The organism is Gordonia lacunae, from assembly GCF_002149015.1.
Taxonomy (GTDB): Bacteria; Actinomycetota; Actinomycetes; order Mycobacteriales; family Mycobacteriaceae; genus Gordonia; species Gordonia lacunae.
In genome coordinates, this window is the sequence record NZ_NGFO01000039.1 from 25,289 (window position 1) to 40,259 (window position 14,971).

The following is a 14,971-nucleotide window of genomic DNA, read 5'->3' on the forward strand; positions in this document are numbered from 1 at the left end:
GGTCGGTGGTGAGGTGCTTCGGCTACGGCCGCGCCGCACGGCCTCGTGCTGGTTGCATTGCGCGGGTCGCGACCGCGGCCGCACCGCGGGCCGCACACGTTGCCGCGGTCGCCGCGATCAGCCACAGCAGCAGGGGAGTGCCCTGAGCGAGGACAGAACCTGCGAGCAGGGTCAGCGCAAAGGTCATCACCGCGGTGTAGCCGACTGCGAGGATGGCGAACCACCGCGGAACGGTCAGCGGGCGGCGCGTTCGCGGGACGGCCTGGTCGAGGGCAGGGTAGGGGTAGTTGCTCACGGTCGGCTCTCCGGGTCGGGATCTGTAGATGCTTCGTGGTCTCCGGTGGTCAGCGGCGCACGGCGGACTTCTTCGGCCGCCTCGCTGGGTTCACCGTGCCGTGTGCCGACGTGGGCTTCGGCGCGCAGCCGCTCCACCATATGCGGGTAGTGCAGTTCGAACGCCGGACGCTCCGACCGGATGCGGGGCAGTTCGGTGAAGTTGTGGCGCGGCGGCGGGCAGCTGGTGGCCCACTCCAGGGAGTTGCCGAAGCCCCATGGATCGTCGACGGTGACGACCTCGCCGTAGCGGTAGCTGCGGAAAACGTTCCACAGGAACGGCAGTGTCGAGACGCCGAGGACGAACGCGCCGGCGGTGGAGATGATGTTGAGCGTGGTGAAGCCGTCTGAGGGCAGGTAGTCGGCGTATCGGCGGGGCATGCCTTCGGCTCCGAGCCAGTGCTGCACCAAGAAGGTGAGGTGAAAGCCAATGAACGTCAGCCAGAAATGGATTTTGCCCAAGCGTTCGTCGAGCAGTCGTCCGGTCATCTTCGGGAACCAGAAGTAGATGCCGGCGTAGGTGGCGAACACGATCGTGCCGAACAGCACGTAGTGGAAGTGGGCGACCACGAAGTAGCTGTCGGAGAGTTGGAAGTCGATCGGCGGGCTGGCCAGGAGCACACCGGTGAGTCCGCCGAACAGGAAGGTGACCATGAAGCCGACCGAGAACAGCATCGGGGTTTCAAAGGTCATGTGGCCCCGCCACATTGTGCCGATCCAGTTGAAGAACTTCACGCCCGTGGGTACCGCGATCAGGAAGGTCATGAAGGAGAAGAACGGCAACAGCACGGCGCCAGTGACGTACATGTGGTGTGCCCACACCGCGACCGACAGGGCGGCGATGGCGAGGGTGGCGTAGACCAGTCCTGAGTACCCGAACAACGGTTTACGGCTGAAGACCGGGAAGATTTCGGAGACGATGCCGAAGAACGGCAGCGCGATGATGTACACCTCGGGGTGACCGAAGAACCAGAACATGTGCTGCCAGAGAATGGCGCCGCCGTTGGCCGGATCGAACAGATGCGCGCCGAACTGGCGGTCGACTTCGGCGCCGAGTAATGCCGCGGTGAGCAGCGGGAACACCAGCAAGATCAGCACACTGGTGACCAGGATGTTCCACGTGAAGATCGGCATACGGAACATCGTCATTCCCGGTGCGCGCAGACAGATGACCGTGGTGACCATGTTGACCGCGCCCAGGATGGTGCCCAGACCAGACACGGTCAGTCCGAGGAACCACATGTCGGAGCCGACGCCGGGTGAGTGGATGGCGTCGCTGAGCGGGGTGTAGGCGGTCCAGCCGAAGTCCGCGGCGCCACCTGGGGTGATGAAGCCGGCAATCGCGATGGTCGAACCGAAGACGAACAGCCAGAAACCCAGTGCGTTGAGCCGCGGGAAGGCGACGTCGGGAGCGCCGATCTGCAGGGGCAGTACGAAGTTGGCGAAGCCGATCACGATGGGGGTGGCATACATCAGCAGCATGATCGTGCCGTGCATGGTGAACAGCTGGTTGTACTGCTCGGTCGAGAGGAATTGCATGCCCGGCGTCGTGAGTTCTCCGCGCATCAGCAGCGCCATCAGTCCGCCGATGAGGAAGAACCCGAAGCACGCGACGATGTACATCATGCCGATCAGCTTGTGATCGGTCGTGGTCAGCATCGTGTAGATGAATGACCCTTTGGCCTTTCGCCGCTCGGGATAGGGCCGCGTGGCGACCACCTCGGGCGGGCGCGGGGACACCGCGGTCATGAGGCCTCCATCTGACTTGAAAAAATGGCGGCCCTGATCGAAGCAACACGCGCATCGTGCGTGCGACTTCCCGGGCCGTTACTACGGACTGTAGTCGATTAACTACTAGGTAGCATAGTTGATACTGGAATTCCGAGTCGCAACCGGGAGGCGACAGGACCGCGACGAAAGGTCGCCTCCCTCATTGAGATCGGCCCGACCGGTCCGCCGCGGCCGTGCGCCGCGCCCACCCTTACCGCCAGAGGTCTGCGCTTCCGGTGCCCGACGGTTCGTTGGGCGTGATAGTAGGTTCGGCGTCGCTGTCGGAGGGCAGACTGACGCCGCGTTCGGCGAGCCATCGCACCGGGTCGAGGGCGGCGCCGGATGCATCAGCAACCTCGAAGTGCAGATGAGGCCCGGTCGAGTTACCGCGATTGCCCACCGTGGCAATGGGTTGACCGACCGTGACCGGCGCTGCCGCGTCGATGAGATTGTCGTCGTTGTGGCCGTAGGTCGTGATTGTTCCGTCGGCATGCCGGATGCGTACCCACAACCCGAAGCCTTCAGCTGGCCCCGAGTTGATCACTTCGCCGTCGGTGACCGCGAAAATCGGTGCCCCCAGGTCGTTGCCGATGTCCATACCCTGATGGCCGCGGCCGTCACCGAAGGTGGAGGTCACTCGGCCGTTCGTGGGAGCGACCACCGACCCCGGCGACGGCGACGAATAGACGGGTGGACCAGCTGGTGCCGGGTGCGCAGCCGCGGGATCGTGGGGACGCATCTCGAAAGCCAGAAGCGCCAGCAGCCGCCCGATCGGCAGCGCGTCGACAATCAGTTCGGCGGCTGCTCGTCCCGCGCCGAGCACGGCGGCGAAGCATCCCACCGCAGTGATGGGATCCTCGGCTGGCACTGGCGGCTCGACTGGGCGCGCTCGATCGGCCAGACATGTGCTGACTGTTCGGATCTCGTCGGCGAGGGTTCCCATCGCCGGGCCGCCCAGTGTCGCCGAGATCGTCTCGGCGACCAGTTGGGCGAACTGCTGAGTCACGTGGGTGGCATCGGCGTCGGCTCGCGCTCGAGCGTCAATTGAGAAGCTCAGCAGAACCGCAGCAACGATTCCCGCGACCCCCAGTCTCAGACAGGGCCGTGGAGCGCCGCAGCGGCGGGTGAGGGACGACATAGGCATGCCAGCGAGACCTTCCGGAGACGGGCGCGACGCACTGACGTTCAGCACCACACGCCAGGTGCACATGAGGCCACGATCGGCAGCCCTCCGTTCGAACCATAGGCCCCACAGGTCACAGCAGTAACACGATCTGATTGAGTGCCCATCGCAATCGCGGGCCTCTACTACTAGGTGATGTAGTTGCGGATGCGCAGTGACTGCCAAGCCGGAAACTCGCCCTGAACACAGGGTAATTGCAGGTGAGCGCATCTCTTACACGAGGTGACGCCGCAAAATGCACGTCGCGAGAAGTGGGGTTCCGGTCGGTGGATGTCACAAAAACTATGGTCATGTTGACAATTCGAATGGTGATCTACCACGCTGCGTAGTAGATCAACGTCGAGGAGTGCTGGTGCAGCAGGGGAGAAGGGTATCCGCGGTGCGGGCGGCGGTCCTGGCGCTGATATGCGTGGTGCCGTGGGTAGCGTCGGGTTGTGGTAGCGCTGGCGACGACGCCGTTGCGCAGGGGGGAACCTTTCAGTTCGTCTCGCCCGGCGGGCAGACGGTCATCACCTACGATCCGCCCTCGAGCCGTCAGCGGATCGCTGACGTCTCCGGCCCTGACGTGGTGACCGACCAGACCATCGGACTCGACGACTTCGCAGGCAAAGTCGTCGTCATCAACGTCTGGGGTTCGTGGTGTGGACCCTGCCGGGGAGAAGCCGACGACCTCGAGCATGTCTACGCCCAGAACAAGGCCTCGGGAGTCGAGTTCCTCGGTATCAATCTGCGCGATAACCGGCAAGCGGCGAAGGACTTCATGATCGACAGAAAGGTCGCCTTTCCCTCGATCTACGACTTTGCCGGTCTGACCCTGGCTGCGCTGACCACCCCAACGTCGGTGGTGCCGACCACCATCGTGCTCGACCGCGACCACCGTCCGGCCGCGGTGTTCCTCAAGGCCATTACCGCCGACGAACTCGGGTCAACAGTTCAGCGAGTCCTCGCTGAGCCTGTGGCACAACCCCAATGACCCCGCAGTCGGTCGAAGTGCAGGCTGCGGTCGGCGAGACGTTTGCCGACCTCGTCGCCAGCGGTCCGCTCCTGCTGGCGCTGCTTGCGTGTGTGATCGCCGGGCTGGTGTCGTTCGCCTCACCGTGCGTGGTCCCCCTCGTTCCGGGGTATCTGTCGTATCTGGCTGGCGTGGTCGGCGCCGAGGCGCCTGCGGTGTCGGTGGGGGAGCCGAACAAGCGGGGTCGTTCGCGCGTGGCGCTCGCCGCAGGCCTGTTCGTCCTCGGTTTCACGGTGGTCTTCGTGGCAGCGACCGCCACCGTACTCGGAGTCACCACCACTTTCGTGGTGAATCGTGAAGTCCTCCAACGCATCGGCGGCGTGGTCACCATCATCATGGGCCTGGTGTTCATCGGGCTGGTGCCGGCACTGCAACAGGAACGACGGTTCGCCCCCCGCCGCGTCTCCAACATCGCCGGCGCTCCGCTGCTCGGCGGGGTCTTTGCACTCGGGTGGACCCCATGCCTAGGGCCCACGCTCGCGGCGGTCATTGCGACGGCCAGCGGCACCGAAGGTGCCACCGCAGCCAAGGGCGTCGCGCTGATCGTGGCGTACTGCGCGGGCCTTGGTATTCCTTTTGTCGTGCTTGCGTTTTCCTCGGCATGGGCGTTGCGCAGCCTCGGCTGGTTGCGGACCCACGCCCGCATGATCCAGATCGTCGGCGGCGCCATGATGATCGCGGTAGGTATCGCCTTGATCACCGGCCTGTGGGATCAATTCATCGTGTGGGTCCGCGACGCGTTCATCACCGATACCCAACTACCCATCTGACTACCCATCTGAGGCCTGTAGTGGCGGCGCCGGTTCGACGGACCCAACACCACCGGCTTCCGGTCACCGCACCGTCACGAGACCCAACACCACCGGCGTCACGCCGCCGACGTCGGGCCATCTCAGCACATCCCGATTCAGTCGTGACGTGATCCGCCGGTTCCGTTCCGCCCCGGTCTGTCATATAGTCACATGCGCATGTATTGATATATGTGGACAGCGTAGCTATCTGGGTGTGGATGAGAGGGAGTACGACGCATGGGAGCCGGACACAATCACGGACCAACCGACCCCGCATCCAGCGACTCGTCGCTGCGTGTCCGGTTGGCGATCGCGTTTGCTCTGACGGGGATCATTGTCGTGGCCCAGCTTGTCGGGTCGGTGATCACGGGAAGTCTGGCGCTACTGACCGACACCGCGCACGCCGCGACAGATGCGATCGGTTTAGCGGTCGCGCTCGTCGCAGCAACCGTGATGCACCGCCCGGTCAACAAAACCCGCACCTGGGGACTGCGGCGCATCGAGGTCATCGCCGCTCTGGGGCAGGCCTCGCTGCTGCTCGCTGTGGGCCTCTACGCTGCTGTCGAAGGCGTACGACGACTGTTCTCGCCACCCGGGGTGCCCTCGACCGAACTCCTGCTCTTCGGAGTCATCGGACTCGTGGCGAACATCGTCGCCATGCTCGTGCTCGCCTCGGGACGCGGCGCCAACTTCAACATGCGAGCGGCGTTTCTGGAGGTCCTCAACGACGCACTGGGATCGCTGGGTGTGATCGTCGCCGCAATCGTCATCGCTACCACCGGTTTCCAACAAGCTGACGCGCTGGCCGGGTTGTTCATCGCCGCGCTCATCGCACCCCGCGCCCTCAAACTCATGGCCGAGACGACGCGGGTGCTGATGGAATTCACCCCGAAAGGGATCGATCTCGACGACGTCAGGGCCCACATCCTCGAGATGGACCGTGTGCACGACGTGCACGACCTTCACGCATCGACGGTGGCCACGGGCCTACCGATCATCAGCGCTCACATTGTGGTCGATGACGACTGCTTCCAGGACGGCCACGCCCCCACCATGTTGGATGACATCCGGACCTGCGTGGCGACCCACTTCGCCATCTCCTTCGAGCATTCCACCTTCCAGCTCGAGACCAGCGCCCAGCGCCACCACGAGGAAGCGTTAGCCACCCATCACCCGTGAGGGATCACATCGGCGTCACACCACACCTGCGGTCTGCGCGAGTGCGGATCTCTGCTACGCGAGTCTGCCGTCTCGGGCCGGGCGCTGCCCCGGAGGTGTCACATCAGCGTCGACCAGTACCACCAGAAACGGTGGGCGATCAGGGCGATCACTGCCAGCACCCACACCAGCGGTACCACGGTGTGCACCGTGAGGATCGCATCGAGGGCTCGGCGCGCTGTCCCGGGTGGGCAGAAATGGTCGGCATTGCGCAGGCTCACATACCAAAAGGCAACCACGACAACCACCCACACGGCCATGCAGTACGGACAGAGCGCGTTGATTCGGTACAGGCTCTGGAAGATCAGCCAATGGACGAACACCACCGCACCCGTCAACCCACTCTGCAGCCCGATCATGACCCAGGTGGGCGGCCGGCTCCCCATCAGGACCGCGACAGCAATCAGCGCGGAGAAGCCGGCAATTCCGATCAGTGAGTTGGGAAACCCGAAGACGACCGCCTGGGGGGTGTCCATCACCGATCCGCAATTGACGATCGGGTTGATACTGCAGGTCGGTGTGTACGCCGGATCGGTTGCCAGTTCGAACTTTTCAACCGTCAGCGTGAACGCAGCGATGAGCCCGATACTTCCGCAGACCGCAAGGATCCACGCGAGCAGTCGCGGAGACACTGGGAATCGTGTAGCTGCCGCCGTGGGCGAGGATGGCGAGGCCTGGCGGGGTGGTGGTGGGACGGTCACTGGCGTAGTGCGGATTCGAGCGCCGAGCTCAGATCGTCATAGCTCTCGGGTTTGATGAGTTCGTCGTTGATGAAGAAGGTGGGTGTGCCGGTGACACCTAGCGCTTTGCCGTCAGCGACATCGCGGTCGATGAGTTCGCGGGTGGCCTGCGAGTTGTAGTCGGCGGCGAATCGATCCATGTCCAGACCGAGCTCCTGGGCATAGGAGAAGAACAGATCGTCCAGCGGTACCCGCTGCTCACCCCAGCTGCGTTGGGTGTCGAACATCTTGCGGTACATCGGTTCGAACTGACCTTGCTCGGCCGCGGCGGCAACGGCGCGTGCTGCGCGGTCAGCGTTGAAATGTCCGGGGAGCGGGAAGTAGCGGACCACGAAAGTGACCTGATCGCCGTATGTTTGGCGAAGCTGCTCCACCGCCGGGTATGCCGCCCCGCACCCTTCACATTCGAAGTCCAGGAATTCCACGAATGTTGCCTTGGACTCGGTCGGAGTCGATAGACGTGGGGAATCATCCCGTACCGTCATGCTCGCCTGGGCGGCAGCCTGTTCGCTGTCACCGGCCCGGGACACCACGAACACCACTGTCAGCGCCAGGCAGAACACGAACACCACGGCGAGTGAGATCTTGACGGTGCGGCTCACCGGGGCACCCTTGACTCGAGTCGAACCTTTAGCGCTTGACCTGCCACGATGTTCACTCCCGTCGAACTACTACTACGTTAGCTAGTAGTTTACAGGCGCGCGGCCCCGGCCGGGCGACCGCGGGCGGATCGGTGCGCTCGACAAACTTCGGTGAGGGGTGCGGTGCGCGGTGGTGGGTTTTTCGGATAGTCGACGTGCCGGCGCGTCGTTTCTGCCGATGCGTCAGCCTGTGTTGCGCGGCGCAGCTGCCGTCGGCGCCGGCGGCATGCTGTACGTGAGTTTCCCTCCGCGTCAGCTGTGGTTCCTCGCCCCGTTGGCTATCGCGGTTCTGGTGGTGACGCTGCGGGGGCGGTCGTTGTGGGCGGCATCCGGCTATGGCTATCTGGCTGGGCTGGGGTTTTTCGTGCCGTTGCTGCCGTGGGTCGGTATCTATGTGGGTGCGGTGCCGTGGCTGGTCTTGGCAGCAGTCCAGGCGGTGGCGTTCGGGATCTTCGGGGCGTTGGCAGCGGCACTGGGCAGATGGCGCGGCGCGCCGGTGTGGTTGGCAGGCGCCTGGGTGGCAGTCGAAGCTGTTCGTTCCCGGATACCGTTTGGCGGTTTCCCCTGGGGCCGAATCGCATTCGGCCAACCGGAGGGGCTTCTACTGCCGTTGGCGGCGCTGGCCGGCGCGCCGGGGTTGTCGTTCGTTGTGGTGCTGCTCGGCGCGGCCCTGGCCGCGGCGGCGGGGGCTGTGGTCCGCCGGCAGCCTCAGACGTTGGCCGGGCCTGCGGCCACGGTTGCTGTGATTGGACTGCTGGTGTGGATGATGACGCCCGCGGGGGGAGGCGATGACGCGGGGGAGCGGTCGGTGACGGTGGCGGTGGTGCAGGGCAATGTGCCGCGGCTGGGGTTGGATTTCAATGCTCAGCGACGCGCAGTGCTCGACAATCATGTCCAGCGCACCCTCGATCTGGCCGAGGAGATCCGCTCTGGGCGGGTCGTGCGTCCCGATGTGGTGGTGTGGCCGGAGAACTCATCCGATATCGACCCGTTCGGGAACCGCGATGCTGCGGCGCAGATTGATCGTGCCGCGCGGGCGATCGGGGTGCCGATCCTGGTGGGAGCGGTGATCGCCGGGAGCAACGGCACGTCCCGCAACACGTCGGTGGTGTGGGATCCGGTTACCGGGCCTGGTCAGGAGCACAACAAACGTCAGCTGGTGCCGTTCGGGGAGTACTTGCCGTTGCGGCAACTGATGACACAGCTGTCCTCCTACGCCAGCCGGGCCGGGAACTTCGTTCCAGGCGCAGGCAATGGCGTTGTCGATCTTGCAGGTGTACCGGTGGCGGTGGCGACCTGCTACGAAGTCGCGTTCGACGATCTGGTGACCGAATCGGTGCGCGCCGGTGCGCAACTGATCGCCGTGCCGACCAACAACGCGACGTTCGGGCGCACCGAGATGACCTACCAGCAACTCGCGATGTCGCGGGTGCGGGCAGTCGAGCACGATCGGGCGGTGGTCATCGCAGCAACCAGTGGGGTGAGCGCGGTCATCGAACCTGATGGGACCGTTGCACAACGCACAGCGCTGTTCACCCCCGATGTCCTCATCGCGCGGGTGCCGCTGAGGACAACGACGACTCTGGCGACGCGGATCGGAGCAGCAGGAGAAGTGATTTGTGCTGCCGCGGTCCTGGCGGCACTGGTTGTCCGCACGTGGAGATCACGCCAACGCACCTGACGCGGCGTGGTTGTGCTCAGTGGCGTTCGCGATGTGGCGTTGGCGAGCTACTCGATGTGTCATCGGCGTCATCCGGCGGGCTCGAACAGCAGCTGCACCCTGGTTCTGTTGTGGCAGAACAGCTGTTGCTGGTCGCTGCGCCTCGTGATCGGGGAGTCGGCAGCAGGGGCACCTCGGGCACCGGCCGTGGTTGATCGGTGGTGGCCGATACCGGGGCGCAGCAGGCGTCGCCTGTGTCGTGGTAGGCCGCCACCGAGATGTTGAGCCTGCCGGGGGTTACCCGGGGCACGGCAGCGGTGCCTGGCAGTGCTTTCGTCCGGGCGGCACGAATCGCGTTGGCGATCACCAGTACTTCTGCGAGTTCGTGGACGAAGACCACTGTGGCCAGACCGAGGACGCCCGTGGCGGCCAGCGGAATCAGAACACCGATGATGGCCAGAGAGAATCCTATGTTCTGCAGCATGATTCGGCGTGCGCGCCGAGCGTGGGACAGCACTTGCGGGAGATGGCGGAGATCTTCGCCCATCAACGCCACATCGGCGGTTTCGATAGCGACGTCGGTACCCATCGCTCCCATCGCGATTCCGACATCGGCGGTGGCCAACGCTGGGGCGTCGTTGACGCCGTCGCCGACCATGGCGATCGCCCGCCCGCGCGCCAGCGTGGGCAGCAAGTCGGCTTTGTCTTCGGGGAGCAGTTCGGAATGGACGGTGCTGATTCCGGCCGCAGTGGCCAAGGCATGTGCGGTGCGGTCGTTGTCCCCGGTCAGCATGACCGAGTCGACACCCAGCGCCGTCAGCTGAGCGACCGTTTCGGCGGCCTCGGGGCGAAGCTCATCGCGGACCGCGATCGCGGCGACGACCGTGCCATCGCGTTCGATCAGCACGACGGTGGCACCGTCGCTCTGCAACCGGGTGACGTCTGCGGCGAGCGCCCCAGGATCAAGCCACCCGGGTTTGCCCAGTCGCAATTGCTGTCCGCAAATCTGGCCGGTGAGTCCGTGACCGGCGATCGCGGTGACGTCCTCGGCAGGTGAGCCCAGAGCAGGTGCGGCCGCGAGAATCGCACTCGCCAACGGGTGCTCGCTGCGTGCCTCGAGCGCGGCGGCATAGGACAACGCGTCCTCGCGGGTGATCTCGGGTGTGGCCACCACGGCGATGACCTCCGGAGTGCCGCGGGTCAAGGTGCCGGTCTTGTCCAGCGCGACGACGCGAACCCGTCCCAACTCCTCCAGGGCAGCACCGCCTTTGACCAATGCACCATGGCGGCTGGCGGCGCCGATCGCGGCGACCACCGTCAGCGGCACCGCGATCGCCAACGCACACGGGGACGCAGCAACGAGGACCACCAGGCCGCGTTCGAGCCACACCAGGGGATCACCGAGTAGCGCACCGATACCTGCCACGAGCGCCGCGAGCACCATGATGGCCGGGACCAGGGGGCGGGCGATACGGTCGGCGAGACGTTGGCCGGCGCCTTTGCGTTCCTGCGCTTGCTCGACGATGTGAACGATGCGGGCCAGGGAACTATCCGCGGCGCGGGCGGTCACGCGGACTTCGATCGCACCGCCACCGTTGATCGCGCCGGCGTAGAGCGAGTCACCCGGACCCGCCTCCACCGGAACAGATTCGCCGGTGATCGCCGACACGTCCACGCTGGTTGTGCCCGCTGTGATCGTTCCGTCGGTGGCCGCGCGCTCACCGGGACGCACCACCATCACATCGCCGATGATCAACTCATCCGGTGACACGGTGATCTCACGTCCCTCACGAATCACCGAAGCAGTGGGCGGAACCAGCGCGAGCAGCGACCGCAGCCCTCGCCGAGTTTTGGTGACCGCGTAATGCTCGAGTCCTTCAGCGACCGAGAACAAGATTCCGAGTAGCGCGGCCTCGGGTATTTGACCCAGCGCCACAGCCCCGATCGCGGCGATCGTCATCAGCGTTCCGACACCGATACGCCCGTGGCGCAGCGACCGCAGCGTCGATGGCACGAACGTTGAGGCCGCAACGACAACCGCGATCAGTTCCACGACGATGCCCGCGGTCTCTGATAGAGAGCCTCCGATGATCCAGCCGAGCGCGAGGAACACTGCTGCTGCGGCGGCGAAACGCAGCTCGCGCACCTGCCACAACCGAACCGGGCCCTGATCGACCTCAGCCTCGAGGTCGGCGGAATCGGAGGGTCCGCAGCATGCGTCAGCCATGAGCATGTCCCTGCACTGTGGCCGCCGACGGTGTCGTCGTGGCTGCGGTGGAGAGTCCTGCAATCGCTAGGACCGCTGTCACGAGAGCGTGGCCGGAGGGGGTCAACGCATACATCACCAACCGTCCGTGGCGGCGCCCGGTCACCAGTCCGGCACCCTTGAGTAGGCGCAGATGGTGCGAGACGAGGTTCTGCGCCAGGCCTACCACCCACGCGAGGTCGCAGACACAGAGTTCGTCCGCCGACAGCAACGCCGTTGCCACTCGCAGCCGGGTCGGATCACCGAGTGCACGAGCTCCGGTGGCGGCACGGTCGATTGCGGTCACATCGGGTAACGCAGTCCGGATATCTTCTGCGTGCGGCAGATCGAGACACAGCAGATCGCACGTGTCCACCGACTCCTGAGTCATATCAACATCCTTACGTTCATTGATATGAACTATGTTAGGCATGCCGGTACGGATATCTCAACACCCGTCGATATGTCGAGAGGAGTCGACACGCTCTCGAGCCAGGGGGCGGGGCGCTTAGGTGTCGGTGTTGCCCTTCTTCCACTGTGACCACGGGATGTTCCAGTCGCCGAGTCCATCGACTCCCGACAGTGTGTCGGCGTTGGTGTTCTTGACCGTGACGGGGTCACCGCGCAGGGTGTTCTTCACGAGCCATTCCGCGTCTGCGGGACTCAGGTTTGGGCAACCGTTGCTGACGTTGCTGTTGCCTTGGGCCGACATCGACCACGGTGCGCCGTGCATGTAGATGCCGCTGTAGGACATCTGCACCGCCCATTGAACGGGTGTGCGGTATCCCGCTGCGGACTCGACAGGCACTCCGTAGGTCGACGAGTCCATGATGATGTGCTCGACGCGATCTCCGATCATGTAGATGCCGCGGGGCGTCGGAGTGCTGTCTTTGCCGAACGAGGTCGGCATGGTGCGGATGACCTTGCCGTCTCGTTTGACGACGATTGTTTTGGTGTTGTCGTCGGCGACGATTTCCTGAGCTCTGCCAATGGTGAAGTCATAGGACAAGTTCTCGTCGCCGTAGAGCCCGTCGCCGAGGTTGACTCCGTAAATGTTGACGGCGACACTGACTTTGGTGCCCGGTGTCCAGAAGCGTTCGGGCCTCCACCGGACCTCGGAGTCGCTGATCCAATAGAACGCACCCTGCATCTGGGGGTCAGACGACACGGTGATCGCCGCCTGTGCCTTCTTTCGGTCGGGGATGGGATCGGCGAACCGCACGCCGATCGTGTGGGCGATCCCGACGGTTTTCTCGCCGAGGATGGCCGCGCTGGTCAACGATTCCGGCGAGGTCGTGGTGAAACGCTGCGAGACGACCGATCGACCGCCCACGCCCACGGCCTCGGCTTGAACCACGTATCGCTTCGAAAACCCCAGGGGCTGGGTGCTTGTCCACGTTGAGCCGTCCTCGCTCAGGGAGCCCGCCAAGGGACGGCCGCTGGCTGTGGGAATACGGACGTTAGTCAACGCGCCGCGACTGGCCGTGACAACAATAGGAAGCCCAGGTTCGACAACCGCGTTGGGCGCAAGTCGCCCGCCACCTTCAGTGGCCACAGCGATGGAAGGTTGTGTGATGTCGGCGAAGCTGTCAACGGCCTGAATCTCATTGCTGAAGGCGGCACCTCCGGTCGAGCTGCACGAGGTCAACACCATCACCACCGCCGTCAGCGTTGCGAGCATCAGCAGTCGCGGAATACCGACTCGGACCGACCCGCGACATTCACGAGAGCCCGAGCACTGCGGCTGCCCACCGTGAGTCGATCGGCGATCACATAGCTCTTCGGTAGCTCGAGTCCCTCTTACGCGGCCCATCGATTGTCGAACCCTCCCACTCGGCGCTGGACTAGGTTTACTAACCACGATAGTAGTTGAAGGCTGTGCGCTCCTTTACCCACTGCACCGCGTGAGAGAAGGTTCGAAACGTCTCGTGGTGGGCGACCGCCGAGCCACCACATCGACCTCACTATTGCCGTGTGGCGACACCCAACAGGTAGTCGCCGCCGATGCGTGTTCGCCACCGCTCGCCGACGTCGAGACCGTGGCGGGACAACTCGTGCAGGAACTCACCGGCAGTGAACCGATCCTCGCTCGGATGGTCAAACAGCACTTGGTAGGTCGGCCGAGCAAGGGCGGTCGCGGTGACCTCGTCAAAGAAGAACCGCCCACCCGGTTTGAGTACGCGGGCCACCTCGTCCAAGGCTTCCCGCCAGTTCGGGATGTGGTGAATGATCGCGAAGTCGAAGACTGCGTCATAAGTACCGTTCTGCCCACCGCCGACGTCGTGAAATGCTGAACGCAGGTCCGTTGCGCTACCTCGGGCGAGGTGTGCCCTGCCGGTGTGTCGGCGTAGGCGGTGGCGAGCGCGAGAAATCATCGCCGGATCGAGGTCTACCGCGTCGACGCGCGCGGCGCCGAACTCGTCGAGGATCAGCCGGGTGCCGTAACCCGACCCGCACCCCAGCTCAGCAACGCGCGCTCCCGGGGTCCGTCCGCCCAACGCAGTCAAGACACGCGCCTCGTAGCGCTGCAGCCACCGCCGGGGCGGCGAGTTCACCAGGACAGTCTCCATGCGGTTCATCAACATTGTTGACCACCCTCCCTCATCATCGGCGGAGACCGCTTATTATCGTCTGGTGACGATCAATAGCATGGATGGGTGTCGCACGTCGAGAGCCGGAACGAATGTGGACGCGGCGGTGGCGTTGTTTCACAGCCTGTCCGATAGCACCCGATTGGCGATTGTGCGTCGTCTTGCCGGTGGGGAGGTCAGGGTCGCCGACCTGGTAGGGGAGTTGGGTTTGGCGCAGTCGACAGTGTCGGCGCATGTGGCATGCCTTCGCGACTGCGGGCTAGTTGAGGGACGCCCACAGGGTAGGCAGGTGTTCTACCGCCTCACTCGGCCCGAGTTGATGGACCTGCTGGCCTCGGCGGAGACCCTGCTGGCGGCCACCGGTAGCGCGGTAGCGCTGTGCCCGAACTATGCCGGCGACGCCGCCGCAGCGTCAGCGAGTTCTACCCCGGCTGGAGCCTTGACGTGACCGACGCGCCGCCGGCAGTGACGAAAACACTCCACCCCCGAGGTGAACCGCCCCGGGTCTGTCGGAGGCTCTCGAACCTGTGAAGGATGGAGAGCATGGCAGCACCACGCAAGTACAGTGAGGAACTCAAGGACCGGGCCACCCGGATGGCATGTGAAGCGCGACGAGATCCCGATTCGTCGAGAGGTGCGATCAAGCGGATCGCCGATCAGCTCGGAGTCCATCCCGAGGCGTTGCGCAATTGGGTTCGTCAGGCCGAGATCGACGGCGGGGTCCGCCCGGGCACCACGAGTGAGGACGCTGACCGCATCGCGGCGTTGGAGCGGGAGAACCGTGAAC

The 14,971-nt window shown here is 64.6% G+C and carries 15 protein-coding genes; 6 read left to right on the forward strand and 9 right to left on the reverse strand.

Going from position 1 to position 14,971, the window contains the following annotated elements:
- Nucleotides 1-22: 22 nt before the first annotated feature.
- The 3 genes from CA982_RS23225 to CA982_RS23235 form a co-directional block, all read right to left on the reverse strand.
- Nucleotides 23-295, reverse strand: a complete 273-nt coding sequence (locus tag CA982_RS23225) for a hypothetical protein (protein WP_011161139.1) — start codon at nucleotides 293-295, stop codon at nucleotides 23-25.
- The gene (gene ctaD / locus CA982_RS23230) at nucleotides 292-2,082 is read right to left on the reverse strand and encodes an aa3-type cytochrome oxidase subunit I (protein WP_011161138.1); all 1,791 of its coding nucleotides are present in this window, start codon (nucleotides 2,080-2,082) and stop codon (nucleotides 292-294) included. The genes CA982_RS23225 and ctaD overlap by 4 nt, the downstream gene beginning before the upstream one ends.
- A 232-nt stretch (nucleotides 2,083-2,314) precedes the next feature.
- The gene (locus CA982_RS23235) at nucleotides 2,315-3,247 is read right to left on the reverse strand and encodes a M23 family metallopeptidase (RefSeq protein ID WP_058253290.1); all 933 of its coding nucleotides are present in this window, start codon (nucleotides 3,245-3,247) and stop codon (nucleotides 2,315-2,317) included.
- A 391-nt stretch (nucleotides 3,248-3,638) separates the two neighbouring features.
- Between CA982_RS23235 and CA982_RS23240 the strand changes: the two genes are divergently transcribed.
- From CA982_RS23240 to CA982_RS23250, 3 genes are all read left to right on the forward strand, one after another.
- Nucleotides 3,639-4,259 (forward strand): TlpA family protein disulfide reductase, encoded by a 621-nt coding sequence (locus CA982_RS23240; RefSeq protein ID WP_082652992.1) that lies wholly within the window; start codon nucleotides 3,639-3,641, stop codon nucleotides 4,257-4,259.
- On the forward strand, nucleotides 4,256-5,068 hold the full coding sequence (locus CA982_RS23245) for a cytochrome c biogenesis CcdA family protein (RefSeq protein WP_011161135.1): 813 nt from the start codon (nucleotides 4,256-4,258) through the stop codon (nucleotides 5,066-5,068). The genes CA982_RS23240 and CA982_RS23245 overlap by 4 nt, the downstream gene beginning before the upstream one ends.
- A 258-nt stretch (nucleotides 5,069-5,326) precedes the next feature.
- Nucleotides 5,327-6,268 (forward strand): cation diffusion facilitator family transporter, encoded by a 942-nt coding sequence (locus tag CA982_RS23250; protein ID WP_086537513.1) that lies wholly within the window; start codon nucleotides 5,327-5,329, stop codon nucleotides 6,266-6,268.
- Nucleotides 6,269-6,366: 98 nt separating this feature from the next.
- Here CA982_RS23250 and CA982_RS23255 read toward each other — a convergent pair whose 3' ends face one another.
- Together CA982_RS23255 and CA982_RS23260 are read right to left on the reverse strand one after the other, a co-directional pair.
- On the reverse strand, nucleotides 6,367-6,939 hold the full coding sequence (locus CA982_RS23255) for a vitamin K epoxide reductase family protein (RefSeq protein WP_011161133.1): 573 nt from the start codon (nucleotides 6,937-6,939) through the stop codon (nucleotides 6,367-6,369).
- A gap of 65 nt (nucleotides 6,940-7,004) precedes the next feature.
- Nucleotides 7,005-7,649 carry a DsbA family protein gene (locus CA982_RS23260; protein WP_035755528.1) on the reverse strand — a complete coding sequence of 215 codons (645 nt, stop codon included), beginning with the start codon at nucleotides 7,647-7,649 and terminating at the stop codon, nucleotides 7,005-7,007.
- 217 nt (nucleotides 7,650-7,866) lie between these two features.
- Here CA982_RS23260 and lnt point away from each other — a divergent pair, with 217 nt between their 5' ends.
- Entirely contained in the window at nucleotides 7,867-9,369 is a 1,503-nt protein-coding gene (lnt, locus tag CA982_RS23265; RefSeq protein ID WP_035755530.1) for an apolipoprotein N-acyltransferase, read from the forward strand.
- A gap of 16 nt (nucleotides 9,370-9,385) precedes the next feature.
- Here lnt and CA982_RS23270 read toward each other — a convergent pair whose 3' ends face one another.
- From CA982_RS23270 to CA982_RS23290, 4 genes are all read right to left on the reverse strand, one after another.
- On the reverse strand, nucleotides 9,386-11,575 hold the full coding sequence (locus CA982_RS23270) for a heavy metal translocating P-type ATPase (RefSeq protein ID WP_086537516.1): 2,190 nt from the start codon (nucleotides 11,573-11,575) through the stop codon (nucleotides 9,386-9,388).
- A complete protein-coding gene (locus tag CA982_RS23275; RefSeq protein WP_425269105.1) occupies nucleotides 11,568-11,900 on the reverse strand; it encodes an ArsR/SmtB family transcription factor in 333 nt (110 codons plus the stop codon). The genes CA982_RS23270 and CA982_RS23275 overlap by 8 nt, the downstream gene beginning before the upstream one ends.
- Before the next feature lie 201 nt (nucleotides 11,901-12,101).
- Complete coding sequence (locus CA982_RS23280; RefSeq protein ID WP_086537514.1) at nucleotides 12,102-13,274, reverse strand: L,D-transpeptidase; 1,173 nt, start codon at nucleotides 13,272-13,274, stop codon at nucleotides 12,102-12,104.
- Nucleotides 13,275-13,557: 283 nt separating this feature from the next.
- Entirely contained in the window at nucleotides 13,558-14,148 is a 591-nt protein-coding gene (locus CA982_RS23290; protein WP_331271843.1) for a class I SAM-dependent methyltransferase, read from the reverse strand.
- Between the two features lie 79 nt (nucleotides 14,149-14,227).
- Here CA982_RS23290 and CA982_RS23295 point away from each other — a divergent pair, with 79 nt between their 5' ends.
- Complete coding sequence (locus CA982_RS23295) at nucleotides 14,228-14,632, forward strand: ArsR/SmtB family transcription factor (RefSeq protein ID WP_035755537.1); 405 nt, start codon at nucleotides 14,228-14,230, stop codon at nucleotides 14,630-14,632.
- Nucleotides 14,633-14,727: 95 nt separating this feature from the next.
- The coding region (locus CA982_RS23300) for a transposase (protein WP_065632250.1) at nucleotides 14,728-14,971 on the forward strand (244 nt) is incomplete at its 3' end.